The 22525-nt window shown below is 42.7% G+C and carries 20 protein-coding genes and 1 other annotated feature; of the genes, 13 read left to right on the top strand and 7 right to left on the bottom strand.

Annotated features, from left to right (window positions below):
* Positions 1–94 precede the first annotated feature (94 nt).
* Positions 95–1897 carry a glutamine--fructose-6-phosphate transaminase (isomerizing) gene (gene glmS, locus ACTWPM_RS12750; RefSeq protein ID WP_443133420.1) on the top strand — a complete coding sequence of 601 codons (1803 nt, stop codon included), beginning with the start codon at positions 95–97 and terminating at the stop codon, positions 1895–1897.
* A 71-nt stretch (positions 1898–1968) separates the two neighbouring features.
* Here the strand turns inward: glmS and ACTWPM_RS12745 are convergent, their stop codons facing one another.
* Positions 1969–2253, bottom strand: a complete 285-nt coding sequence (locus tag ACTWPM_RS12745; RefSeq protein ID WP_443133419.1) for a phospholipase — start codon at positions 2251–2253, stop codon at positions 1969–1971.
* 387 nt (positions 2254–2640) lie between these two features.
* Here ACTWPM_RS12745 and trxB point away from each other — a divergent pair, with 387 nt between their 5' ends.
* Positions 2641–3594 (top strand): thioredoxin-disulfide reductase, encoded by a 954-nt coding sequence (gene trxB, locus ACTWPM_RS12740; RefSeq protein ID WP_443133418.1) that lies wholly within the window; start codon positions 2641–2643, stop codon positions 3592–3594.
* Positions 3595–4306: 712 nt separating this feature from the next.
* Here trxB and ACTWPM_RS12735 read toward each other — a convergent pair.
* The 5 genes from ACTWPM_RS12735 to ACTWPM_RS12715 all read right to left on the bottom strand — a co-directional run bounded on the left by ACTWPM_RS12735 (position 4307) and on the right by ACTWPM_RS12715 (position 10350).
* Entirely contained in the window at positions 4307–5467 is a 1161-nt protein-coding gene (locus ACTWPM_RS12735; RefSeq protein ID WP_443133417.1) for a M24 family metallopeptidase, read from the bottom strand.
* A gap of 137 nt (positions 5468–5604) precedes the next feature.
* Positions 5605–6315: a GntR family transcriptional regulator gene (locus ACTWPM_RS12730; RefSeq protein WP_443133416.1), complete on the bottom strand. Its 711-nt coding sequence runs from the start codon at positions 6313–6315 to the stop codon at positions 5605–5607.
* Positions 6316–6443: 128 nt separating this feature from the next.
* Positions 6444–9026, bottom strand: coding sequence for a YfhO family protein (locus ACTWPM_RS12725; protein ID WP_443133415.1), 2583 nt, complete (start codon positions 9024–9026; stop codon positions 6444–6446).
* A 12-nt stretch (positions 9027–9038) separates the two neighbouring features.
* Entirely contained in the window at positions 9039–9425 is a 387-nt protein-coding gene (locus ACTWPM_RS12720; RefSeq protein WP_443133414.1) for a GtrA family protein, read from the bottom strand.
* Positions 9394–10350 carry a glycosyltransferase family 2 protein gene (locus ACTWPM_RS12715; protein ID WP_443133413.1) on the bottom strand — a complete coding sequence of 319 codons (957 nt, stop codon included), beginning with the start codon at positions 10348–10350 and terminating at the stop codon, positions 9394–9396. Before ACTWPM_RS12715 ends, ACTWPM_RS12720 begins: the two co-directional genes overlap by 32 nt.
* 262 nt (positions 10351–10612) lie before the next feature.
* Here ACTWPM_RS12715 and ACTWPM_RS12710 point away from each other — a divergent pair, with 262 nt between their 5' ends.
* From ACTWPM_RS12710 to cydC, 7 genes are all read left to right on the top strand, one after another.
* Complete coding sequence (locus ACTWPM_RS12710) at positions 10613–11398, top strand: alpha/beta hydrolase (RefSeq protein WP_443133412.1); 786 nt, start codon at positions 10613–10615, stop codon at positions 11396–11398.
* Positions 11399–11730: 332 nt separating this feature from the next.
* Positions 11731–11980 (top strand) — a binding site (T-box leader).
* Between the two features lie 73 nt (positions 11981–12053).
* The gene (locus ACTWPM_RS12705; protein WP_443133411.1) at positions 12054–13295 is read left to right on the top strand and encodes an MFS transporter; all 1242 of its coding nucleotides are present in this window, start codon (positions 12054–12056) and stop codon (positions 13293–13295) included.
* Positions 13296–13348: 53 nt separating this feature from the next.
* Positions 13349–13804, top strand: coding sequence for an NUDIX hydrolase (locus ACTWPM_RS12700; protein ID WP_443133410.1), 456 nt, complete (start codon positions 13349–13351; stop codon positions 13802–13804).
* Between the two features lie 24 nt (positions 13805–13828).
* Positions 13829–14227, top strand: a complete 399-nt coding sequence (locus ACTWPM_RS12695) for a GNAT family N-acetyltransferase (RefSeq protein ID WP_443133409.1) — start codon at positions 13829–13831, stop codon at positions 14225–14227.
* Positions 14228–14262: 35 nt separating this feature from the next.
* On the top strand, positions 14263–14790 hold the full coding sequence (locus tag ACTWPM_RS12690) for a topology modulation protein (protein WP_443133408.1): 528 nt from the start codon (positions 14263–14265) through the stop codon (positions 14788–14790).
* 202 nt (positions 14791–14992) lie between these two features.
* Positions 14993–16732 (top strand): thiol reductant ABC exporter subunit CydD, encoded by a 1740-nt coding sequence (gene cydD / locus ACTWPM_RS12685; RefSeq protein WP_443133407.1) that lies wholly within the window; start codon positions 14993–14995, stop codon positions 16730–16732.
* On the top strand, positions 16729–18438 hold the full coding sequence (cydC, locus tag ACTWPM_RS12680) for a thiol reductant ABC exporter subunit CydC (RefSeq protein ID WP_443133406.1): 1710 nt from the start codon (positions 16729–16731) through the stop codon (positions 18436–18438). Before cydD ends, cydC begins: the two co-directional genes overlap by 4 nt.
* 126 nt (positions 18439–18564) lie before the next feature.
* On the opposite strand, the gene ACTWPM_RS12675 is transcribed toward cydC, so the two are convergent.
* Positions 18565–18927: a small nuclear ribonucleoprotein gene (locus ACTWPM_RS12675; protein WP_443133405.1), complete on the bottom strand. Its 363-nt coding sequence runs from the start codon at positions 18925–18927 to the stop codon at positions 18565–18567.
* Between the two features lie 122 nt (positions 18928–19049).
* Between ACTWPM_RS12675 and ACTWPM_RS12670 the strand changes: the two genes are divergently transcribed.
* From ACTWPM_RS12670 to ACTWPM_RS12655, 4 genes are all read left to right on the top strand, one after another.
* Positions 19050–19994 (top strand): MBL fold metallo-hydrolase, encoded by a 945-nt coding sequence (locus ACTWPM_RS12670; protein ID WP_443133404.1) that lies wholly within the window; start codon positions 19050–19052, stop codon positions 19992–19994.
* 465 nt (positions 19995–20459) lie between these two features.
* Positions 20460–20837 (top strand): carbonic anhydrase, encoded by a 378-nt coding sequence (locus tag ACTWPM_RS12665; RefSeq protein ID WP_443133403.1) that lies wholly within the window; start codon positions 20460–20462, stop codon positions 20835–20837.
* 66 nt (positions 20838–20903) lie between these two features.
* The gene (locus ACTWPM_RS12660) at positions 20904–21128 is read left to right on the top strand and encodes a hypothetical protein (RefSeq protein ID WP_443133402.1); all 225 of its coding nucleotides are present in this window, start codon (positions 20904–20906) and stop codon (positions 21126–21128) included.
* A gap of 112 nt (positions 21129–21240) precedes the next feature.
* Entirely contained in the window at positions 21241–22359 is a 1119-nt protein-coding gene (locus tag ACTWPM_RS12655) for an NAD(P)/FAD-dependent oxidoreductase (RefSeq protein ID WP_443133428.1), read from the top strand.
* Positions 22360–22525 lie beyond the last annotated feature (166 nt).

The following is a 22525-nucleotide window of genomic DNA, read 5'->3' as shown; positions in this document are numbered from 1 at the left end:
AAATGTGACGGGAGAGGGGCAGCGAATCGGCCCCTGAATTAGATCGATGCTCATTCGTTGCCCTTACTCCATAATTTGAGGAGGACAACAATTTATGTGTGGAATTGTAGGATATATAGGACAAGAGGATACGAAGGATATTTTATTAAATGGTCTTGAGAAATTGGAATATCGCGGGTACGACTCTGCGGGTATTGCCACTTTAAACAATGAAGGCGTGAATGTATTTAAAGTAAAAGGGCGCATTGCTGCCTTAAGAGAAGCTGTTGATGAAAGTAATCAAGCTACTCTTGGAATCGGTCACACTCGCTGGGCAACACATGGTGTGCCAAGCCGTGAAAATGCTCACCCGCACCAAAGTGTTTCTGAGCGATTCACCATTGTTCATAATGGTGTTATCGAAAACTATATCGATATCCGTGATGAGTATCTGGCTGATGTGAATATGAAGAGTGAAACGGATACAGAAATCATTGTCCAGCTCATCGAAGTGTTAAATGAGCAAATGGACGATGTAGCAGCTGCTTTTCGTAAAGCAATAGAATTACTATCTGGCTCCTATGCTATCGCTCTAATTGATCGTGAGAATAAAGACACGATTTATGTGGCTAAAAATAAGAGTCCATTATTAGTTGGTCTTGGGGACGACTTCAATGTGGTCGCCAGCGATTCTATGGCTGCATTGCATGTTACGGATCAATTCTTGGAGCTGATGGATAAAGAAACGGTTATCGTTCAGCGTGATAGAGTAGAAATTCAACAATTGGACGGAACTGCCGTATCTCGTGAACCATTCACAGCAGAACTGGATGCTACAGATATAGAAAAAGGAACTTACCCGCACTTCATGCTTAAAGAAATTGACGAACAGCCATTTGTCATTCGTAAGATCATTCAAGAATACAAAAATGAAAATGATGATATTAAGCTGGACCTTGATATTCGTCAGGCTATGAAAAATTGTGACCGCATTTATATCATTGCTGCTGGAACGAGTTACCATGCAGGACTTCTAGGAAAACAATTCATTGAGAAATTAGCGAATATTCCAGTGGAAGTTCACGTTGCCAGTGAGTTCTCTTATAACATGCCGCTTCTTTCTGAAAAGCCTTTATTCTTGTTTATCTCTCAAAGCGGAGAAACAGCGGACAGCCGCTCCGTACTTGTCCAGATAAAAGAACTTGGTCATCCAGCGTTAACGCTCACAAACGTGCCTGGATCCACCCTTTCCCGGGAAGCAAATTATACAATGCACCTGCATGCAGGACCTGAAATCGCAGTTGCATCCACGAAGGCTTATACAGCACAAATGGCCGTCCTGGCTATCCTTGCTGTTGATACCGCACGTGCTAAGGGTCTAGAGCTCGAATTTGATCCAATGCAGGAATTAGGAATTGCTGCCAACGCTATGGAAGCTTTAACCGACCAGAAGGAAGAACTGGAAGAGTTGGCTCGGGAATACCTGCCGACCACCCGCAACTGCTTCTTCATCGGCCGCAGTGTCGATCATTATGTAGGACTTGAAGGTTCACTGAAATTAAAAGAAATTTCTTATATTCAAGCGGAAGGTTTTGCCGGCGGTGAATTGAAGCACGGAACCATCGCGCTAATTGAAGATGGTACCCCTGTTATAGCCCTTGCCACTCAAGAGAATGTTAACTACTCTATTCGCGGTAATGTACAGGAGGTAGAAGCACGTGGGGCAAACAGCTTAATTATAAGTATGAAGGGACTGGATAAAGAGGGAGACGCATTTGTGATTCCTCATGTCCATCATCTTCTTACACCGCTTGTCTCTGTGATTCCTCTGCAGCTTATTTCTTATTATGCCGCGCTTCACCGTGATTGCGATGTTGATAAGCCTCGTAATTTAGCTAAGAGTGTGACAGTAGAATAAAAATACTTTATAATATAAAAAACAGGCAGCTGAGGTTTTACTACTCAGCTGCCTGTTTTTTGTTATGAGCTTTAAAACGCACAGGTGAAAAGACGCTGTAATTTCATGTATTTATACAACATTCTTGCTTGACGCCCTTCAACTGTATAAGGATTCTGAAGCTGTTCTAATTGGCGTATAAAAGCTATATCGCATTCACAATAATTCCCGTAATACCTATAGCATTCATCATGAGCCTTGCAAGCGGAATCTACAGCGTTCACAGGCGCTCCCGGTCCGCTGCAGCCCGGCCCGCAGTAATTATACCCTGGAAACAGGCAAAAGCCTGAACGGTAGAGGCGTTTATGGCGTTTCATTGTACTTTCTCCTCCTTCATAATAGCTGAACCGTGCGCAGGACCTCTTGTGCTATATCATATGATGATTCTACTATCCAGCCTCTTCATCAGCCCAGAAATGAAGGGTTATAAAAATTATAGAGCGAATAGGCAGCCTGTAATAATCTCAAGAAATGAACGAATGGATTGTTAAAAAAATAATTGGAGCGGGTATGGTCTAAGTAGGCAGTTTAGGCCAGACCTGAAGCCGTCTTTAAGTAGTGTGTTTGGTCTCTTTTCATTTTAACTACATGCAAATTGATAAAAACGGCTGCATACGATGAAACAAGGATTGAAAAAGTGAATGAGGATGCCCGAAACAGGTTATACCACTAAGAGCGGATATTATATTAAAGGAGGAATCATTATGGCTTATAAATCAATTATATTAGGGACCGGACCAGCAGGGTTGACAGCAGCTGTCTACCTGGCTAGAGCGAATATGGAACCCCTTGTTATTGAAGGTCCAGAACCAGGAGGACAGCTTACGTTAACGACAGAAGTAGAGAATTTTCCGGGCTTTCCTGATGGAATCATGGGTCCTGAACTAATGGATAATATGAAGAAACAGGCCGAACGTTTTGGAGCTACTTTCAAACGAGGCTGGGTCACAGATGTTAATGTTGATCAACGCCCATTTACCTTAAATGTAAATGGTATAGGAGAGCTTGAGACGCAAACATTGATTATATCTACAGGAGCGTCTGCTAAGCTGCTTGGCATTCCAGGAGAGAAGGAAAACATCGGCAAAGGCGTAAGTACCTGTGCTACATGTGATGGCTTCTTTTTCCGTAATAAAAAAGTGGTCATTGTTGGGGGCGGCGATTCCTCCATGGAAGAGGCTACTTTCTTAACCAAGTTCGCAAGCGAAGTGCAAGTCGTGCATCGCCGTAATGAACTGCGAGCATCTAAGATTATGCAGGAACGAGCGAAAAATAATGATAAAATTACGTGGGCTCTTAATAAAACTCCAGTGGAAATGATCTCAGATGGTATGAAGATTACTGGTTTGAAAGTGAAAGACAATGAAACAGAAGAAGAGGAAGTAATTGAAACAGACGGAATCTTCGTTGCTATTGGGCACAATCCAAACACAGATTTCTTAAAAGGAAAGCTGGATATGGATGATAAAGGCTATCTTTTAGTAGAACCTGGTACAACCGATACAAATATTCCCGGCGTATTTGCCTGCGGGGATGTACAGGATCAAAAATACAGGCAGGCGGTTACGGCAGCAGGTACAGGATGCATGGCTGCCATGGACTCTGAGCGTTTCCTTGAGGGAGAGGCAGTCATTGACTGGAGTCAAAACCTATCCTAAAACCAAAAAACCACCTTTTACTTGTAAACAGTAAAGGGTGGTTTTTTAATGGATGTCTTAAACGGTGTAGTTGAATTTCAACGGCAGGTTATTCCACTAAAGGGCCGTTTAGTTGAAGACTCAGATTCGAGATATCTTGGGTCCGTTGCCAAAAATAGATAAGGGTGGCTACGGAAACAACTCGCTTTCCTGCGGGGGGAACTGGCAAGCCTCCTCGGTCGTTGACACTCCCTGTGGGGTCTCGCCTAGCTCCTTCTCCCGCGGGAGTCTCCTTGTTTCCTTCGCCACCCTATGATTGAAGAGTGAACGGACCCTTCTATAGGCGAAAAGGGGAGCTTGATCCGCCTCAAATGCCTATACAACGGGATTCATCCAACTGGATAAGCTCGTTGTTAAAAATGTCTCTCCATCATAAACCAGAGTTTTTCAAACATGATTTCGAGCTCTATATATCGCAAGGTCCGGAGGGGGACGATGTAGACTCCTGCGGGATGAAAATGACAGGGGAGACCCCGGAAGGCGAAGCCTGAGGAGGCTCCGCGCATTCCCGCGGAACGCGAAATCGTCCCCCTCCGGACCTTCCGCTCCTCCAATGTCTCGAAACTGAGTCTTACACAAACGGGAGCTTATGTGTAATAAGCAACTCGGAGATGTATTAATAAAAGCCTCAACTTCCCAGGTTAAAGGGAGGTTAAGGCTTTTGAATCAACAATTATTTTAATAAACGATGCTCAAAAGGAAAGTCAGAGAAGTTTTCTACGCCATCTTTTGTTACGAGAAGCTGTTCCTCTAATTTGACTCCTTCTTTACCACCAGGGGAGCCAATATAACTTTCCACTGAAAGTACCATGTTTTCTTGAATAACCCCATCATATCCTTTTTCTTCGAAGTCTTGCGGATAAACAATATAAGGGTATTCTCCACTTAAGCCGGTACCATGAGCTACAGTAAAGTAGCGGTTCGGGAAGAATTCATCAGGGATCTGCCAGCTCTTTTCAGCGTACTCCCGGAAGGTCATCCCTGGCTTTAATAGGTCAATATTATATTGAATCTGCTCATAAGCGGTCTGATACAGGCGTTTCTGCTCGTCTGAAGGCTCAGAATCACCGCACAAAAATGTTCGGCTGATATCGGTGAAAAAACCGAAGGGACCATTCATATCTGTATCAAAAGCAACAAGTTCCCCATCATTAATCACCTTGTCACTGCATTCTTGGAACCATGGATTCGTACGGTTTCCAGAGTTTAGAAGCCGTGTTTCAACATAGTCCCCTCCCTGAGCAATGTTTACCTGATGAAGGTGGGACCACAGTTCATTTTCAGTAATTCCAGGTTCAAGAGCCTGCTGCATGCGGATCATACCTTCTTCTGCGGTGCGTACAGAAATTTTCATGGCTTCAATTTCCTGCTTGTTCTTAATGCTTCGGGCATGTTCGATCGGTTCTTGCCCGTCGCGGACATCGATTCCTTGTTTAGCAAGTTCAACCGCTCCTACAGAAGGAATATAATCAACAGCAAGTTTTTTGTTAGATCCTGCATGCTGAGCCATCAAATCAGCAATCTCTTTTGCCCATTCTTTCGCATTATCATAAAGATTCTCACCGGAGGCTACATAAGATAGAGTGATGGCTGGTCTAACTTCATCAATGGTCTCTAGCCCTTCGGAGAGATGTTCACAGTTTGGGAAGTCAAACAATGTAATGGGTCCCTCTGTCGGAATGAATACATAACGCCCGGGATTTCTCAGCATAAATACCTGCATGTTCCTGCTGCCAGTGGCATAGCGCAAGTTCACCGGGTCGAAAATCACAATGCCGCCGTATCCCAGTGCTTTTAGTTGTTCACGAACACGGCCGAGTCTATATTGACGCATACGGACAAGATCGATCTGGGTTTTGTCATGTCTATTACTTGTCAGTTTAGAGATAGTAATTCCTCCTCATTCACGTTTGTGTATTGATTAACATATTACAATAAGGGTTAACTTATTGCAATAGGTGATGAAGAAACCTAGCTTCCAATTTCTACTTTATAATTAAAGCCGGAAGGGAGGTATTTTGTACGGCTGTATTCTAGAGGTTTCAATCCGCTCCCCGTTGTTGTCCGTTCAATATCAATGAGCGCTTCTCCAGGTATGATCCCTAATAATTCCGCTTCAAACGAGGTGGCGTTAGATGCAGACACGTCTTCTTGAATGTTCGAATAATAAATCCCTTGTTCTCCTAACTTAGGGAAGATGTCAAAGGATGTATCTACGTTATTTTCAATAGTCTTACCGATAGAGAAGGGGAGAAACAACTGTTGGAATGCGATTGGTTTTCCATCAGCCAATCGGATTCTTTCAATTAGAAATATCTCTTCATCCTCGGCGAGCTCGAGAGCGTTCCGGGCGTGGAACGCATAAGTAGTTTTACCGGATCGAAGCACTTTTATAGAGAAATGGGTTCCTTTTTCATGGTGGAGAACGCCAGGGTTTACTCCTTTTTCCGGAGGAATCGTGCGCACTCTCGCAGGAGCACCTCTACGGGTTTCCAGCACGCCGTTCTGGACTAGTTCCCGTATCGATTGCCTAATCGTGGTACGGCTTACGTTATACATTTCAATTAACTGACTTTCAGAAGGAATGGCTTCCCCTGGCTTCCATACTCCGTTTTTTACGTTGTGTACCATTTTATTTTTAATTTGCATATATAAAGGCAGTTTTCTTTGGTTTTCAGCCATGATAACAGACTCCTTCAAAATAGATTAAATCGTTAACTCTTGCTTTTATTTTAAAGGAGCGGGAGTATTCATGCCACCTGACTAAAAATCGGCATAATAAAAAGGACGCCCAGTGGACGTCCTTTTTGTTAGTTTTGCATTCTCCTGATCCATAAAAAGGAGAGGAGAATGGATAAGATAAATAAAGCAAGTGTCATTTTAAAATAAGGAGGATGATACGTAAAAGATACATGGTTTTGTCCTTCCTCAAGTTTTACACCAAGGTAGGCATAGTTCGCACGTAACACTTTCTTTGATTTTCCGTTGACCTCGACGTGCCAGCCTTTTTCGTAAGGAACAGGAATCGTAAGAAATTGATCCTTTTGATTATTATTCGCCTGAATATCAATTTGGTTTCCATTCGCAGCTACGCTTGCAACCTCGTTAGCTTCATCATAAGTTTTCTCAAGTGTTTCATAGGTTTCGTAATGCAATTCAAGCTCGGCCAGCTGATAATCTCCTTCAGGTACGCGGATGGATATTGTATCGTCTTTAGGTACACGTATCGTCACATCGTTCATTCCAGTCCTGTAAAACGATTCCCGTGATTTTCTCGATGTTCGGTAATCATTCACGTACAACGGAAACCATGGAGCGGATTTAACATTATTTTTTATATAAAAGGATACATAAATATCTTCAGCGTCTTGAGGGAGCGAGTCGAGCTTCAAGTCTAAACCGCCCGTTTCTTCGGTCACTCGCAGCCGTTCATCTTTGTAGGTGCCTCCAACTGCTTGTACCTCAGCGTCATCCATCAAATCAGGGAGCGGTTTAACCTGAGAGGTTTCGGAGTCCGGATTTTCTAAAATGATTCCTTCAAGCATGGCTTGTTCCCGTTTAATCATGGAAGCATCCGATAGGGATTCTACGCTGTATACTTGGCTTGTGGTCCGTGCAAATGGCAGCAACCGGGTGTTTCGATAAACTTGATAGTTATTGCTCTCCATATAAGGCTCAAACCCATAAGGCATATTTCTGTCGGAGCCTTTTTTGATCATAATGTATTTGCCGCTCAAGGAGCTGTATAAATTAGCTCGGTCGCCAAAACCAGAATAACGACTGATACTCTCTTGCTTCATATCGACTTCCATATCCTCGTAATACCAATAGAGGATATGTTCATTTAATATACTTGAATAGACACTGGTTCCGCTGAAATCCTGAATAAGCGGGGTGTTATTGCGGTCATCCATCCCTTTCCATTCGAATCGATAAAAGGGGCTTGGGTCCTGCTCCTGGACGCGCTCCACCAGCTGCTTCTGTTCAGGAGAAGCATAGCCATCACTAAGCATGTATTCTTTAGTAGTTTCTTCGAGATTTCCTGCTTTAAAAAGTTTGTCATGCTGATAAACGTTCATCATCCCTGCATTCAGCAGCACAATAATCACTCCTCCTGCTACCCAGGTTTTTTTATGCTGGATACTGAGCAATAGAAAAGCTGCTATGGAGATACCGACCTGATACAGCATGTATTGATCAAATACGCTTTCAATTTGGTAATAACGATCCTTCCAGACAAACAAGTAATAACTTAAACCAGTTAAGACGATCGCCGCACAGATTTCCCATTTTTTTATCCGATTCATTAACTGAAGGCCGGCTGCGACCAATCCTCCTGCTGCAAAAAAGCCCAGGTATTCAAAACGGTGCCTTGGGGCAGAGAATCCGTTAAATACGCTCCCCATAAAAGGGCTGAAGTGAAAAAGAATAAATAATAATGTTAAGACACCAAACAACCGGAATAGTCTATTTTTATAAAAAGAAAAGATAAACAGAAAAAGCACTACAATGGTCGATAGGAGAAACGTCCGGCTGTCCAGCAACATGTTATCGCTGAAGTCAATCAGCGGGCGTTCTTGATTAAACGCTGGACGATAGTTATGAAAGTAAGCATATAGGGTGGGAACAAATGAAATAGAAGCGGCTCCCATACCAAGTGCTATTGAAATGACATAGAGTTTAAGCTGCTGGAGTTTCCTTGTTTCTTCTTCCTGCAGGGAAATAAGCCAGCGAACGAGAATATAGATGCCAACAAAAATGAAGCTTATATAAGCAAAGTAGAAATTGTTAAACATGGTTGCGGCAATTGCAAAAATAAACCAGCCTGGCTTTTGTTCACGTATGATTTTTTCAACCCCGAGAATTAAGAGAGGGACAAATAGAAAGGCATCTGCGAAAAATTCCCAGTAAGATACATGCCGGAAGTATATAACGGAAGCACCGTAAAGAGTACCCCCAATAAAAGACGGAATAGTGTGAAGCGACATATATCTAAAAACATAGGTTGTAAGCAAAATGACAAGGGTCATGCGAATAATGCTGCTGAAGATAATAGCCTGAGCCCAGAATAACGAGTCGGGAGTACCGATCACGTGCAGCAATTCTAATAAAAATACCACACCTACCGTCACGAGGAAGAACAGATTCGTAGAGAAGTAATACCCCAGCTGTCCAAAAAATCCTCCACCAAAACCGAAGTCGAGCGAATAAAAGAAATTCCCGCTCGTATAGTTCTCGTATATAAATTGTTTGAAGGGGATCATTTGGTTCAGCCCGTCATTGGGCCCAGCCATAAACGTGCCTCCCATCCACTCTCTCAAAAAGAAAAGATGGGAGAAGGTGGCGACAAGGAGGCTTGCAATAAATAGTATCGTGATTTTTTGTTTATTCATAAGGAACCACCATTATTGTTTTAATATTTTACTTGTGACGATAAAGGTTACAGGTACGGTGAAAAACACAGCAATCAGCGGTGCAATATTACTGTTTAAACTGAGTAAATCGACCAGCACAAAGACCAGAAGTGATGAAACTCCTACATTGACCACTTGAGTTAATGGAAACTGCAGGAACTTTTTGAGGGTAGGTTTTACTTTATAAGTGAAATAGGTATTAAGAAAGAAAGAGATAACAAAGCTTATGAAAAAGCCGGTGATATGAGCGGCCATATAATGAAAATTTAGTAAGTTGTGGAGGAATAAGAACACAATGTAGTAATTAAGAGTGTTCATTCCTCCAACGAGGATAAAACGTGTAAGTTCATTGTTGAATGAATTGATCTTTAGTGTCATGAATATTCGTGTCCTTTACAAGATAGTGTGGACGGCGTTTGACCTCATTATAGATGCGGCCGATGTACTCCCCGATCACGCCAAGACTTAGCAATTGAACGCCGCCAAGGAAAAGGATCGCTGAGATGGTGCTGAAATAACCGGGTACTGAAATGCCTGTCCTGATAATTTCTATAAAAATAAAGCCGATGTATCCAAGTGATAGTAATAAAGTGAGGAGTCCTGCATAAAAACAAACTCTCAGCGGTTTAGTGTTGAAGGAGACCAGGCCGTCGATTGCATAGTTTAAAAGTTTTGAAAACGACCACTTCGAATCTCCTTCCTGCCGGCTCACATTTTCATAATTAATCACTTTTTCTTCGTATCCGACCCAGGAAAACAGCCCTTTAGAGAAACGGTTCCCTTCACTTAATTTTAGAATGTCGTTGACGACAGCTCTGCTTAATAGACGAAAGTCACCAATACCATTTTCTAATGTTACGTCTACAAGCTGATTGATAATTTTGTAGAAGGTTGATGACAGGGCTTTGCGAAGAGGAGACTCTCCTGTTCGATTGCGGCGGGCTATTACCTGATCATATCCTTCTTCATATCCTTCGACCATCGCGGGCAACAACGAACTTGGGTGCTGAAGGTCTGCATCTAAAATAATAACAGCTTCCCCTTTCGATTTTTCAAGTCCGGCCAGCATTGCTGCCTCTTTACCGAAGTTACGAGTGAAGGATATATATTTTACTTGATCATGAGCAGAAGCAAGCATTTGGATCGACTCTAAAGTATGATCCTGGCTGCCATCATCAATAAAAATGAGTTCATAATCGTAGGAGAGCGGCTCCATTTGATTATGGATAGCCTCATAGATCATAGGAATATTTTTTTCTTCATTATAAGAAGGTAATATTAACGATATTAATGATTTATTCATTCTTTCACCTCAAAAGTTCATGGTCAAGGATGGAAAACAGGCCATGATTATACTTCTTTTTCTTTTTTTCCTGTAACATCTTCCCTTAATTTTATTTTTTTAAGCATATATAAAGATGAAAGTTACTTCCTTCCTGATTTTGTTTTTTCGATTCTAATATTTTGAATAATAGGGAATAGGCAAAAGTAAGCCGTGAAACTTTACATGAGTTAATACGTAAGTGAATTATAGGTAATATTGGTAAAGGGGCGTGGGGAAATAGATGTTAAAAATTCTTTCAATAAATTCAAAGTGTTTAAATGATTTACGAACAGTCAGAGTCTATACACCGGATGATTATGGTGAAAAAGAAAAAAGCTATCCTGTTGTATATATGCATGATGGGCAGAATATTTTTCATGACCAGGAAGCTATAGGCGGTGTATCCCTGAACTTAGAACATTTTTTAAACAGAAACAAGCATGAGGTCATTGTAGTAGGGATCGATTCAAAGCCTGGGGAACAAAGAAAAGTGGAGTATTGTCCATGGGAAAATGGCCAGTATAGCCGGGATATGATGAAAGATGAAAGTCGAATTGGCGGGGGCGGAAAACAGTACATAGAATTTGTTGTTGAAGAGTTAAAGCCTTACATTGACCAAAACTACCACACTCAGCCGGATAAATCAGCCATGGCTGGAATTTCACTTGGTGGCTTAATCTCTACTTATGCTATGTGTAAATATCCAACCCTCTTTAAAAGAGCGGCAGCCATATCGTCAGCTTTTTTTCGTAATCAGGAGGAAATGGAGCAACTGGCTTATAGTGCTGATTTATCTTCTGCGGAAAGGTTTTATGTTGATTGCGGTACTCTCGAAGCGGGGAGCGATGAGGAAACTATTAACCAGGGGTTCATAGAATCAAATCAGCGCATGTACGATATAGTAAAGTATAAGGTCGAACCTTCTGAATTTAAGATTATTGATGGTGGGGAGCATAACTACTCTCATTTCCGCCGCCGAGTTCAAGAATTTTTCCCGTTTTTAATAGAGGGGTGGGAGGAAAACTAGTCTAAATTTAAGCAAGGTCCGGAGGGGGACGGGGAGACTCCTACGGGAAGCACGTGACAGGTAAGATATAAGCAGGAAAATCAAAAGAGATGTGCTCTTTCTTCCCGCCTGAACTTCCTGCTTATGGAGCGAGTGTCCTGGCGATGAAGCTGGCCGGATTTTCCCAGGAGGGCCTAATTCTCTCTCAATTCTCAAAACTGAGCTTCAACCATCCGGCGTTATAGCGTAAGAACTATCTTATTAAAATCATCGAGAATAGTTTACCCGTATTGGATAAATGTGGTTTTGGTTTGTTTACTTAGCTGGATTCGTATGGTAAGATTTAAAAAATTTTACATGCTGGGAAGAGAAGAGTAGATAAATGATTTCTTAACAGAGAGCTCCGTATTGCTGGAAGTGAGCAGGAAATCCTTATTGAACCAAACCTCAGAGCAGCTCACCGGAACAGCAAGGGATGGTGAGACGGGATCTCCCGTTACAGGGATAGGGTATAAGCATGAAATCATGCCGTACTTGATGAGGTTAATGTGAGAACACATTAATAAACTGGGGTGGCACCGCGATATCGATCTCGCCCCCAAGACCATAGTCTTGGGGGTGGGATTTTTTTTTGGAATGAACTCTTACTGTAACTAGACAAGGAGGGTATTCTCAATTGAAAAGGATATTGAACCAGCCGGCAGCCGCCCTGTTAGTTAGTATTGGTATATCAAACCTAGGGGATTGGATTTACCTTATCGCTTTAAACTTAATGGTCCTAAAGATCACTGGATCACCATTGGCAGTAGCCCTTCTCTACATTTTAAACCCATTGGGTGCATTAAGTACGAGTATGTGGGCAGGCAGCTTCATCGATCGGACAAACCAACGACGTTTAATGATACAGCTGGATATTCTGAGAGCTGTGCTTGTTTGTATGATTCCTTTTGTTCCACTTGCAGGAATGTACGTGCTGGCTTTCCTCATTAGTATGGGAAGTGCCGTCTTCCGGCCGGCTTCGACGGCGTACATCACGAAAGTAATTGGATCAGAAGACCGTGTGCGCTTTAATGCATGGCGGGGACTTTCGGAGTCCGGAGGTTTTATTATTGGTCCTGCTATCGCTGGTATAATGATAGGGATTGGGACCGTAAACGCTGCGTTTTACCTAAATAGCTTATCCTTTCTTTTATCCGGTCTGCTTACCTTTCTACTTCCTGTATTAGATGGAAAAGAATCTGTAGGCAAGCCCTCTTTCCAGTATAAGGTGTGGAGAGAAGATTGGAGTGTAGTTCGGAACTTCAGCCGTCGTTATATTTATGTGGCTTTGGTCTATTTCCTGTTTAATGCCATGATCATTATGACCGCTGCGGTAGATTCGCTGGAGGCAGCTTTTTCAAAAGATGTTTTAGGGCTGTCCGATCGTGAATACGGAGGGCTTGTCAGCATTGCTGGTACAGGAATTGCTATAGGAGCACTGACTAATGCCCTCGCTGCTAATCGACTCCCCGTATCACTCTTGATGGGAGCAGGCTCGATGGTCGTTTCGACCGGCTATCTGATATATGCCTGCTCCCAGAATTTTATGGGCGCAGCGATAGGTTTCTTCGTTCTTTCATTTGCTTTAGCATTCGCATCTACAGGTTTTATAACCTTTTATCAACGTAATGTTCCGGTTGATGTAATGGGTCGGGTCGGCAGTATTTATGAAGGGATAGAGTCAGTCCTCATTATTATAATCACGGTGGTTTTCGGACTGCTTGCGGAAATGTACTCCCTGAGAATGATCGTTAGTGCTGGATCTGCTTTCATGCTTATATGCACGTTGGCTCTCACAGCGACAGTGGCTCAGCCTTCTAAACGAAAATATTATGAATGGGGGAAGAAGCGGGATCAAAGCGTCATGACGAAAAGTTGAAACAATCGTGGGCCCGACTCGTAAGAAAACTAAGGACTGAGAAGGCAGGTGAAATGGTGAGAGACTACGTGAAAGAAATGAGGAGCTTAATTGGGAGAAGACCTTTCATTATTGCAGGGTCTACGATTTTGCTTAAAAATCCAGATGATAAAATTTTATTCCAATTCAGATCGGACACAAAAGAATGGGGACTTCCCGGTGGAGCTATGGAGCCAGGAGAAAGTTTCCTTGAAACGGCAGAAAGAGAGCTGCATGAAGAAACAGGACTTGTGGCTTTGAAATACATGCATCTTGGGACTTTATCTGGAGAGGAACTTTATTTTCAGTATCCAAACGGAGATGAAGTCTACAATGTCATCAGTGTGTTCCTGGCTTCGAACATAGAGGGGACCCTAAAGATAAATGATAACGAGAGTTTAAGTTTATGTTACTTTTCTTGCGAGCATCTGCCTGAAAAAATAGACGAACGAGCCAGGTTCATTCTGGAAACGTATCGAAGTTACTTATAAGTATAGAAGAGCAGGAGGAGAATCATGAATTTATGGAAAGGGAATCACATAAATTTGCGTGAAATCGTTGAAGAGGACTGGGAGGATGTTCACTCCTATGCATCTATTCCGGCCGTGAGCCAATACCAGCCCTGGGGACCAAATACAAAAGAACAGTCCCGGGTATATGTGAACCAGATCATTAGAGATGCTTTTAAGAATCTGGCGACCGAACTGGCAGGCATGCTCATTGAATACGGTTTCGTTAAACACCATCTTCACAGAATTTACGCGACATGCGATGTAAGAAACGTGGCTTCTTCCCGTGTATTAGAAAAAAATGCTATGAAAAAAGAAGGTCGCCTGCATGAAAATTTACGGGTGAAGAACCGGTGGCGTGATTCTTTTGTATATGCCATCTTGGAGCAGGATTGGAATAAATAGAAAACTGTGAGATTAGTGAAGGGAGGGATGAAGGATTGAAACGGATTATGGTGATGGGAATTTCAGCAGGGACTGGAAAATCCACATTTGCAAGGCAATTGGGAGCAAAGCTGAATATAGATGTTTACCATCTCGATACCTTCTATTGGAAACCAGGCTGGACTGAAGCAGGCTTTCAAGAATTTAAAAGCAATCAGGAGGAAGTGGTTGTAAAAGACTCTTGGATCATCGAAGGAAATTATAGTTCGACCTACGACCTGAGAGCTTCCTATGCAGATACAATTATTTATCTGGAACTTCCCCTTCTTACTTGTCTCTCCCGTGTTCTTAAAAGGTGGTGGATGCATCGCGGAAAGACTCGGGTAGATATGGGGGAAGGTTGTAAAGAGAAGCTTGATTTCGAGTTTATTAAGTTCATTGTTACTACCTATTATCCTCGTAAGAAGAAAATGAAAAAGAGGCTGGAGGCTTTTCAGGAAATGGACCCTGAAAAAAGAATAGTTGCTTTAAGAAGTAAGAAGGAAATCAGAGATTTCCTGAACCATTTGAGTTTTAAGGGATAGCCCGGAACTTTTAGAAAGCATGAAGACTCTTTTTGTAGAAGGGATTCGTGAAGGAGTATGCGGCGGGAAGGATAAGGAAAAAATGAATAGAAATTGTCATAAATTCATCAGTTCTATCCTTAGAAGTTTTAAGCAAAATCCCTTATAATAAAATTAATGTGTGAAATAATTCACAAATAGCTTCAGTTAGGAGTTTATATAGATGAAACATTTGAGCAAATTAGCCTTTGGTCAAAGAAAAGTGATCCTGGCTTTGTTCATCACTTCTCTCATTATCGGTGGAACGATCATAGGACAGGCTTACTTTTTCGTAGCCATTGTGGACCGTATATTTTTGGGACAGCAATCCTTTCAGGAAATTGTCCCTCTGCTCATTGGACTTTTACTCGTCCTGGCTGGGCGGGCTGGATTTACTTGGCTTCATGGTCGTACGGGTGTAAAAATGGCGGCTCGCGCAAAGAGTCATTATCGTAAGGCTATTATTCAGAAATTCTCAAGAAATCCCATTCAAGCCTCATTGAAAGGCCAGTCGGGCCGTAAAGTAAGTGTGCTTATGGATTCAGTAGACGAAGTAGATGGTTATTTTAGTAACTATGTACCTCAAATGATTCAGACTGCTGTCATCCCGATTATGATTCTCATTGTTGTGTTTACGCATCATATTTACTCTGGACTCATCATGCTGATTACGGCTCCGTTTATTCCCTTTTTCATGGCAATAGTCGGAGTAATGACGAAGAAAAAATCAGAAGAACAAATGGAGAAGCTTTCAGCTTTTTCAGGTAAGTTTCTAGATACGCTTCAAGGCTTAACGACGTTAAAGTTATTTGGAAGAGCCCAGAAGCAGAAAGACGAAATAGAAAAGAGCAGCCTTGGATTTCGGGATGCTACGATGGGCGTTCTGAAGGTAGCTTTTATTTCATCGCTTATGCTTGAATTTATATCTATGCTCAGTATCGGTCTGATCGCTCTGGAAATTGCCATTCGTCTGGTGGTTTATGAAAGTGTTCCGTTCTTCTCTGCTTTTTTCATTCTAGTACTGGCACCTGAATTCTACTTAACTCTTAAAGATTTCGGCAGTGCATTTCATACAGGACGCGGAAGCTCAGGCGCTGCCAATCAATTGGAAGACGAGCTGAATGAATCGGAATCCTATGTAGAGTGGGGAGAAGGGGAGCTCTCTGCTGGTTCAAAGCCCCCATCTTTAAAACTTGAGAGTGTACATTTCAGTTATGGAAAAGAGGAGGGATTGTTTGCACTGGAAAATATCCAGGCAGTAATTCCCGCTTATTCACAAACAGCGATTGTCGGGAAAAGCGGTTCAGGTAAATCTACACTCCTCCACGTTGTAGCCGGGCTGCTCCAGCCTTCAGAGGGACATGTGAAAGTGAATGGGGAACCTCTGTCTTTTTATCAAGAGCAAGAGTGGTTTAAAGAAGTCAGTTATATTTCTCAACATCCTTATCTATTCGCGGGAACCATTGCTGAAAATATTGAAATTGGCGGCCGCGGTAATCATTCGATGAACGACATTAAAACTGCGGCACAGCGAGCGGGAATTGCAGAGCTAATTGAATCCCTGGAGCGGGGCTATGAGACTCCGGTAGGAGAGGCAGGCCGTGGACTTTCAGGGGGAGAAAAACAGAGACTTGCAATCGCAAGAGCTTTTTTAAAGCGTCCTTCGGTTATCCTTTTTGATGAACCCACGACAGGACTTGATTTAAAGACGGAACGTATCTTGCAGGAATCTATGAAAGAACTCTCTAAAACTTCGACAGTCATTACAGTAGCGCATCGTCTTCACACGATCAAAAACGCCGACCAGATCCTGTTCTTAGATCAGGGGAATCTGGCTGCTTTAGGACCTCATGATGTATTAATGGAGAGTCATAAAGAATATCGAGAAATGGTGCAGCTTCAGCAAGGAGGGACGCCAGCATGAAAGATTTAAGCCAAATGATAAAGCTTGTCGCAATGGAGAAAAAAGATGTGCTGTTATCGATTTTGTTTGGTTTTCTAGCTGGAATGTCAGCTGTCGGCCTTTTTGCCTCAAGCGGCTATTTGATTTCACGAGCCGCTCTTGTTCCGCCTCTATACGCGCTCACGGTGCTGATTGCCTTTTTGAAATTATTTGGATTTGCAAGGGCTCTGGGGCGTTATGCGGAGCGTTACTATTCCCACCGCGCGACTTTCACTATGTTAAGTAATATTCGAGTAGCTTTTTTTGAGAAACTGGAACCCTATGCTCCGCGTGTCTTTCAAAAATACAGGAGTGGTGATCTGCTGGCTCGTATTGTAGGAGATGTAGAAAGTCTGCAGAACTTTTTCCTGCGGGTCTATTACCCACCGGTGGTTCTCGTCGTGATCTTCTTAAGTACGATTGTGTTTACGTCGATCTTTTCTACTTCAATTGCAATCGTACTGCTTCTCGGACTGGTTCTCACAGGAGTGTTTGTTCCCTTTTTATTTTCATTACGGCAAAGAACGATTGAAAATAGAGTAAGGGAATCGCGGGGCGAGTTATCAATAGATGTAACGGAATTTCTTTATGGATTCCGTGATTTGAAAATTTATCAGCAATTGGAAGAGAAAGAAGACCAGCTGCATGAATCATCCGCTTCTTATATAAAAGAACAGGAGCGGGAAGGGATGCAGAGAATCTTCAGCCATTCAGTTAATACGTTGGTATCTTTATTAATCTCCTGGGTTGTATTGGGACTGGGAGCTTATCTGGTTGCCAGAGGGGATTTGAATGGTCTCTTTTTAGCGATGCTTGTCATGATTTCGCTTACGGTATTCGAAAACGCTACTCCTATGGCCGTACTTCCGAGCCACTTAGAAGACAGTAAACGAGCTTCCAGCCGACTGTTTTCCATAGGAGATGAAATGCTTGAGGATAGTGGCAAAATGCAGCTCGCTGGCAAGGAGTCATACGGTTTAGAAGTGAACGGAGTGGATTTTCATTTTCCAGAAGAGGAGCGTCAGACTTTGCAACAAGTGAATTTGAAAATTCCAGCAGGTTCTAAGACCGCTCTTGTCGGTCCAAGTGGGTCAGGTAAATCGACTTTACTGCAGCTCTTCTTAAAAATTCACACTCCTGATCATGGGGAGCTCTGGTTGAATGACCATCCAATGGATCATATTGATGAAGAGAGTGTTTGGAGCAGGAGCAATGTTGTCCTGCAAGAAAATCATTTCTTTTTTGGCACCGTGCGGGATAATCTGCAATTAGCTAGAGAAGGCCTTACGGATGAGCAAATGCAGGCTGCCCTCAATGACGTAGAACTGGGCTCTTTTCAGCTGGATTACCCTGTGTTTGAAAAAGGAGAAAATCTCTCCGGTGGAGAAAAGCAGCGTCTGGCGATCGCACGGGCGATGCTGAAGGGAGAAAAGCTTTGGATACTGGATGAACCTACTTCTTCTATAGATGCTCTGACGGAACGGAAAATTTATGATCGGTTGTTTGACCAGGCAGAGAGGGACACGCTGATTATAGTCAGTCACCGACTTACAGGTCTTGAACTCATGGATCAGATTATAGTGATGGATGAAGGTACGATTGTTGAGAAAGGTACCTACAATGAATTGATGCATAAGCAAGGCTACTTCTATGAAATGAAACAAATCGAAAAAACCATCTTTGGGTAGACTCAAAATGAAGTAAAAAAATTCCACCTCAGGTCATCCATTTTCTGGATGACCTGAGGTGGTTTTATTTTCTAGTAATTAGGGCGGAGACATGGAGAGATACCCTGACTACTGCTTGGAACACGATTAATAATAGTACGGATACTGATAGTAAGGATAAGGGGTGAAGTAAGGGAAGAGGGCAAGGGCGGTTAATCCTGCGATCGGCAAGACAGAACGTCGGAAACGGCGGGCTCTTCTCCGCCCATATCCACCATAACCGAATTGGCGATCGTTCGAACTTAAGCTTTCACCATTTTCATCTACCATAACATCTTCACTAATCAGCAACGTGATTTTATCATTTTTCACATCAATGATGATGCCATCTACTGTGTTTCCATCTTCAAGCGTAACCATAACGTGATAATACTTGTGTTTCTCACACTGGCTGTAAGTAGGTTTCATGTGAGACGCCGCCTGCTGGTACATATTCTTTTCATCTGCCATTGTTTATCAACTCCTCACAAAACCATGATATTCACCCATTTTCATTTGGTGACAAACATCCAGGGTGTTTTTCTATCCATATTTTAGTAAACTGTAAAAAAAGGAAAGGTGAGGTGGAGGCATTGGACAAGAAAGCACCGATAGAACTAGGAAACGATATTTATTTAATTGATGGTTTTGACTTAGGGTTTGAAGGCCGCACAGGTACATATGTCTTACAGGCAGAAAAGCTTACTTTAGTGGAAACAGGACCCAGCCCTTCCGTTCCAAGGATCCTAGAAGGATTGAAGGATTTATCGCTCGCTGTTGAGCAGGTCGAGTATATTATTTTAACTCACATTCATCTGGATCATGCAGGTGGAGCGGGTTTGCTGCTTCAGGAATGCCCAAATGCCACAATCATTGTGCACGAAAGGGGAAAACGGCACCTGGTTGATCCATCCAAGTTGATTGCGGGCGCACGGGCGGTTTACGGAGATCAATTTGATAAGCTGTTTGATCCTATTCTTCCAGTCCCCGAAGAAAGAATACTTGTGAAATCGGATGGAGAGACGCTGGATATTGAGGAAAACCGCCGTTTGACTTTTTATGATACTCCTGGTCATGCGAAACACCACTTAGGAATTTTTGATTCTGCCAGTCAGGGAATTTTTACGGGTGACACAGCAGGTATCCGCTATCATCAAACCGAAGACACAGGTTTGACCTTTTATCTTCCTACTACCTCACCGAACCAATTCGATCCGGAAGCGATGGAGCAATCCATTGAGCGTTTTCGCGCTATGAAACCGAAACGGCTTTTCTTCGGACATTTTGGTAAAACAGAAAAACCTGAACAAGCTTTTAATGAAGTCAGTGACTGGATTCCGGTCTTTGTGGAGGAAGCACAAGAAGCATGGAGTAAGAACGAAGGGATCGCCGGTATTGAGCAGCGGCTCCATAAACGTGTTTCGGCTTATTTAAATAAACAGAACATTACAGAAGAACATCCAGTTTTTGAATTGCTGCGCTTAGATTTTGAAGTCTGCGCGATGGGACTGGCCGACTATCTGCATAAGAGGGCATAATCACGCTAAGAGAAATGCAGTGGAATAGTCGCTTATATTAAAGCAGCTGCTTTAATATAAGCGACTATTCCTATACTTTTGGCTCCGTTAAACTTCCGTGTTGATCTTAAGGATAAGCTCCCGTTTGTGGAAGACTCAGTTTCGAGATAAATGGGCCCGTTACTCTAGATGGAAAAGGGTTGGTGGGGAAATAACTCGCTTTCTTGTGGGGGAACTGGCAAGCCTCCTCAGTCGCTATCGCTCCTTGTGGGGTCTCGCCTAGCTCCTTCTCCCACGGGAGTCCCTTTCTCTACAAAATATCTCGAAATCGAGTCTTCCACAATCCGGCCCTATTGTGTAATAAACCTCTTATGAATAATCGATAATAAACTTTAACTGAGCCATACTTTTTTAAAAAAGAATCAATTTTCAACTGCAAAATTTGATAAACTATTAGATAGACTATGAATATCAGGAGGTATTGTTTTGAGTAAAAGAGAATTTGTGACAGCAATTAATTGTATGGACGGAAGAGTCCAACTGCCGGTAATCCATTGGATGCAGGAGAAGTACGACGCTGAATACGTAGATATGATTACAGAAGCAGGACCGACTCGTTATTTACTGGAAGGTTCACCGGAAAACCTGAAAGCGATGCAAACGAAAGTAAGTATTTCCTGTGAAAAACACGGGTCTGACATTATTGCAATTGTTGGGCACCACGACTGTGCAGGGAATCCAGTTCCAAGGGAAGAAAAAGTAAAACAAATTAACCAATCGGTGGAGCTTGTTCAATCGTGGGGTTTTCAAGCAGAGGTTATTGGTCTTTATGTAAATGATAAGTGGGAAGTAGAATTTATTTAATAGAGAGCATAAGGTATCTGTGCTGAAATAAACAGGGTTAATGGAAGCGGAAAAGGAGAGAGTCAGATGGAGCAGGGCAGCTGGTTTGAATTAGCAGAAGATGAATGGGATCCTATTTTTTTAGAACTGCAAAGATTCTCCAATGATAACTGCCGGACGATCACCATCCATCCGTTTACGATCACGAAAAATAATTATGGCCTTTATGAAATAGAAAATGAAGAAGTTCATGATTGTGTAAGTACCATGGACCAATGTTATCGGTATCTCTGTGAATATTGCGAGCACTGAAAATTGAGGAGATATGCTGGCCATTCAGCCTAATGTGTTCACGTTTGTGAGACCCTCTCATCTCTTGTAAAATAACTAATTAATGAATTTAAGAGGAAACAGGGTGTTAGATGTGACTAAATATATTGTGGTGGGCGCAGGGATTCTTGGTGCTTCAACGGCTTACCATTTAGCAAAAACAGGTGCTGAAGTGACCATCGTGGATCGAGAAGATCAGGGACAGGCCACGGAAGCAGCTGCAGGAATTGTATGTCCGTGGCTCTCCCAGCGTCGAAATAAAAAGTGGTATCAGCTTGTCAGAGGAGGGGCTAAGTACTATCCAGACTTAGTTCAATCGCTGGAAAGTGATGGAGAAACTGAAACAGGGTACAAGAAAGTCGGAGCAATTAGTTTGCATACCGATGAAGATAAGTTGGATAAGATGGTAGAACGGGTGCTAAAACGAAGGAAGGAAGCACCAGAGATCGGAGAAGTAACAAGACTCTCTCCTGCAGAAACGTATAAACTTTTTCCGGTATTATCGGAGGAATATGGAGCGGTTCATGTAAGTGGAGGGGCTCGAGTAGATGGGCGCTTAATGAGAGATGCTCTGCTTCGTGCAGCCGAGAAACACGGAACTGTTCAGATCAAAGGAGAAGCTTCGCTTGTATATAAAGGGGAAGATAGAGGTGTGCAAGTGAATAATGAGTTCTGCTCTGCAGATCAAGTGATCGTGACAGCAGGCGCCTGGGCGAAGGAATTGTTTACTCCTTTAGGCATTGATTTTAAGGTTACGTTCCAAAAGGCTCAAATTGTCCATTTAAAACTTCCGGACAAGAATACAAGTGAGTGGCCTGTGGTTATGCCGCCGACCAATAAATATTTGTTATCGTTCGGCGGAGGTAGAATTATTGCTGGATCCACACATGAAGATGATACGGAATTTGATCATCGGACGACAGCGGGAGCAATTCATGAAATCTTCGACCAAACACTCAGTTACGCTCCAGGATTATATAACAGTTCCCTTCAGGAAACACGGGTAGGGTTCCGGCCGTTTACGCCAGGATTTCTGCCGGTATTTGGTTATGTGCCCGGTCGCCCCGGTCTTCTGGCCGCTAACGGTCTTGGGGCTTCTGGCTTAACTTCCGGTCCATTTCTCGGGGCTGAACTTGCAAAACTTGCTTTAGGTCAGGAGACAGAGCTCGATCCTGCTGATTATGATCTATCAGAAGCCATAGAGATTATGTAGTAAGAAAGAGTGACGATCTTGAGAGTAAGTCTCTCTGTCTCTTTAAAGAGCTACACAAAGCAGATGGGCCAAAAAAGACCAGATCGCTAAGCGATTTGGTCTTTTTTTATGTACACCCCTATTCCAGAAAGAAAATAAAATACCTGGCACGAGCCAATCGGTATTT

Source organism: Halobacillus sp. K22, assembly GCF_052246795.1.
GTDB lineage: Bacteria > Bacillota > Bacilli > Bacillales > Halobacillaceae > Halobacillus.
This window is presented reverse-complemented; position numbering and strand designations above follow the sequence as displayed.

Bases quoted from the DNA above. Each gene is read 5' to 3' on its own strand.
- glmS (WP_443133420.1), top strand. From the start codon at position 95: ATGTGTGGAATTGTAGGATATATAGGACAAGAGGATACGAAGGATATT.
- ACTWPM_RS12745 (WP_443133419.1), bottom strand. From the start codon at position 2,253: ATGAAACGCCATAAACGCCTCTACCGTTCAGGCTTTTGCCTGTTTCCA.
- trxB (WP_443133418.1), top strand. From the start codon at position 2,641: ATGGCTTATAAATCAATTATATTAGGGACCGGACCAGCAGGGTTGACA.
- ACTWPM_RS12735 (WP_443133417.1), bottom strand. From the start codon at position 5,467: ATGCGTCAATATAGACTCGGCCGTGTTCGTGAACAACTAAAAGCACTG.
- ACTWPM_RS12730 (WP_443133416.1), bottom strand. From the start codon at position 6,315: ATGGCTGAAAACCAAAGAAAACTGCCTTTATATATGCAAATTAAAAAT.
- ACTWPM_RS12725 (WP_443133415.1), bottom strand. From the start codon at position 9,026: ATGAATAAACAAAAAATCACGATACTATTTATTGCAAGCCTCCTTGTC.
- ACTWPM_RS12720 (WP_443133414.1), bottom strand. From the start codon at position 9,425: ATGACACTAAAGATCAATTCATTCAACAATGAACTTACACGTTTTATC.
- ACTWPM_RS12715 (WP_443133413.1), bottom strand. From the start codon at position 10,350: ATGAATAAATCATTAATATCGTTAATATTACCTTCTTATAATGAAGAA.
- ACTWPM_RS12710 (WP_443133412.1), top strand. From the start codon at position 10,613: ATGTTAAAAATTCTTTCAATAAATTCAAAGTGTTTAAATGATTTACGA.
- ACTWPM_RS12700 (WP_443133410.1), top strand. From the start codon at position 13,349: ATGGTGAGAGACTACGTGAAAGAAATGAGGAGCTTAATTGGGAGAAGA.
- ACTWPM_RS12695 (WP_443133409.1), top strand. From the start codon at position 13,829: ATGAATTTATGGAAAGGGAATCACATAAATTTGCGTGAAATCGTTGAA.
- cydD (WP_443133407.1), top strand. From the start codon at position 14,993: ATGAAACATTTGAGCAAATTAGCCTTTGGTCAAAGAAAAGTGATCCTG.
- cydC (WP_443133406.1), top strand. From the start codon at position 16,729: ATGAAAGATTTAAGCCAAATGATAAAGCTTGTCGCAATGGAGAAAAAA.
- ACTWPM_RS12675 (WP_443133405.1), bottom strand. From the start codon at position 18,927: ATGGCAGATGAAAAGAATATGTACCAGCAGGCGGCGTCTCACATGAAA.
- ACTWPM_RS12660 (WP_443133402.1), top strand. From the start codon at position 20,904: ATGGAGCAGGGCAGCTGGTTTGAATTAGCAGAAGATGAATGGGATCCT.